We start from the raw sequence: 2,669 nt of genomic DNA, 5'->3' as shown, positions 1-2,669 counted from the left end.
AGTGTCCGTGCTAACGGGGTAGAACCCCATCGTCTCTACGAAGTCTTCGACACCGCCCTTAAATATCTCTCCGCTTCGCCTTCTGCAGCGGTGATGGATGCTTGGATCGATTGGCTACAGATTCGTGTCGCCGGCGGACAGCTCCCGGATGACTATATGCTCGGGGCGGTGACGTCCCTGCTGCATGCCCAGGCGTTTTCTTCTGAGGCTAGACGAGCATGCATCGAGCGATTGCTTGCAACACCTAGCACGGGTGCAGTGTTGGTTTTCGTGGCTGATCTTGTTGCGAACTGGTATGCATTGAGTGACGAAGAGCGCTTGCTCGTCAGAGCACGCCTTCTGAGCGTTCGAGAGGACGATGTTTGGGTGAAGGCTGCAGCTCTCACACGAAAAAGCGTTCCGTCAGAGATTGAAGAGCTGCTCCTAGGGCTGGGCAAACTGGGTGTGCCGGCTGCTCAACTGATTGAGCAGTTGCCGCCAGAACTGCTCGCTGCTTGCGTACGTTTACACAAGGGGAGCCCGCAGCCCTTGTGGTATTTGGGGGCGCATCATGGGGGATCACCAATTTGGCCAAGGGTGATTCGACAAATCGCATGCATGCCAGAGCACCCACTTTTTGAAGAGTGTCTCCTTGAACTCATTGGCTCTGAGCATCACTTCGGCACCCAAGCGCTAAGCGAAGTTATCCGTGCGCTTGATGCATCCAGTCGTGACCGTTTGTTTGGCCTTCTCTTGGACTGGCAGACGGGAGTGACCGGAGAATGGCACCAGCTAGAGTTTGACCTGCTGCTGGAGCTAGCGGCCAATGACGATGTCCGTGGCGAGATGATTGGTCGTATGGTCGCGAAGGCTGACCAAATTTTGGAGCGCGTCGAGGACGCTGAAGAATGGTCGCATAGATCGGATGTTCATGACGCTCTTCGGGGCGCATTCCCTTTCGACTTTTTGATTGGAGATACAGAGAGCACGGCTAAAGCAATCAGCTCGGATGATCCAAATTGGTCACTAGCAGATGCCTCTGAGCGATTGGTCTCTATGGTAGAAGTGGGGAGTCTTCGATTGCCCTCGTCTCACTGGGAGGTAACTCGATACCTGAGGGCGCTTGATGCGGGGGAAGATCTATTTAAAAGGGCTGAGGCCGCGCGGAACGCTGCAATTCAGACCTACAGCGCTTTGCAGTTCTCAGACAAATCCTCTCCGGTGGTGCGCTTACCGAATTGGATTGGACCATAGTAACTGTCCTTACTTTTCCTCCTTCTCTTGGAGGCTGACAGCAATGTGTCGGCTAGCGTTGGGATAACCGCAGGCCGGCTGGGCGAGAGTGCTTATGCGCTGCCGCCTGGCCGATGCTGGCAGCAGGTCAACTTTAATTAATTGGAGTGGAGCACTTCCTGCCGCCACATGTGTACCGGCGACCGAAGGAGACCGAGGAGCCGCCCCAGCGGCCAGAAACGTGTTAGCTGATGTTGTAGTAGCCGTCAGTTCAAGGGGATAACCTCTCAAAGCTGAATCCATCATCTACATCTAGATTCTCGAAGGCTGCGCTGGGCCATCCAGAGCGTGTGACAGCATTTAAAGACACTTTGATTGAAGCTGGCTGCATGTTTCCCCCATCTGCGTTGCTGGCCTGCCGCAGGCTTCCTTTTCGGAAGCCGCCGCGCGTCCGATACATAAGTCGTCTTGATACCGGTTAGGTACCAATCACGTCCCCATCATCTTTGGTGATCACCAGCGTCGTCGAACGCGGGATGCTCTTGCCGTCGCTGGCTGGGAAGCTGATACCCGGGTGCTGGATATTCACCCACAGCGTCTTGCCATCCGGCGTCTGGGTAATGCCGGTCAGCTCGCAGCCGCGCGGGCCGACCAGGAAGCGCCGCACCTCGCGGCTGTGCGGGTCGGCGCAGAGCAGCTGGTTGCAGCCCATGGCCTGCATCGCCGGGACATCGTCGTCGTAGTCGGTCTCGATCCACAGGCGCCCGGCGGTGTCGAAGTAGAGCCCGTCCGGCGAGGAGAAGATGTCGCCGTTGATGGTGCCGATCAGGTTCTGAGGCGCGCCGGAGCCTTTGTGCTCGCCGGCCAGCAGGAAGATGTCCCACTGGAAGCTGGTGGCGGTCGGGTCGCCGCCGGCCTCGTTCCAGCGCAGGATCTGCCCGTGGAGGTTTTCTTTGCGTGGGTTGGCGGCGTCCACCGGCTGCTTCTTGCCGCGGGCATCGTTGTTGGTGAGGCTGACGTACACCTCGCGGGTGGTCTGCTGCACGGCCACCCACTCGGGGCGGTCCATGGGCGTGGCGCCCAGCTTGTCGGCAGCGGCGCGGGCGTTGACCAGCACCTCGGCCTGGCTGGGGAAACCGTTCTCCGCCGTCAGGCCGTTCTGTCCGTGCACCAGGGGCAGCCACTGGCCACTGCCGTCGGCGTTGAAGCGCGCAACGTAGAGGGTGCCTTCGTCCAGCAGATCGGCGTTTGCCGCGCGGTTGTCCGGTTGGTACGTGCCTGCGGGGACGAACTTGTAGATGTACTCGCCCTTGGTGTCATCGCCGTAATAGAACGCCATGCGGTTGTCGGCGCCCAGCGACAGGGTCGAGCACTCGCGGCAGAAGCGGCCGACGGCGGTGCGTTTCTTCGGCGTGGAGGTCGGGTCGAAGGGGTCGATCTCCACCACCCAGCCGAAG

Annotated in this window: 2 protein-coding genes; one reads left to right on the top strand and one right to left on the bottom strand. The window is 59.3% G+C overall.

Features of this window, described 5'->3' with window-relative positions:
- The coding region (locus tag C167_RS0100370; protein WP_026078704.1) for a hypothetical protein at positions 1-1,233 on the top strand (1,233 nt) is incomplete at its 5' end.
- A gap of 457 nt (positions 1,234-1,690) precedes the next feature.
- On the opposite strand, the gene C167_RS0100365 is transcribed toward C167_RS0100370, so the two are convergent.
- Positions 1,691-2,669: PhoX family protein (locus C167_RS0100365; protein WP_017516309.1), on the bottom strand; the 979-nt coding region annotated here is incomplete at its 5' end.

Source organism: Pseudomonas nitroreducens TX1 (assembly GCF_000313755.1).
Taxonomy (GTDB): domain Bacteria; phylum Pseudomonadota; class Gammaproteobacteria; order Pseudomonadales; family Pseudomonadaceae; genus Pseudomonas; species Pseudomonas nitroreducens_A.
This window is presented reverse-complemented; position numbering and strand designations above follow the sequence as displayed.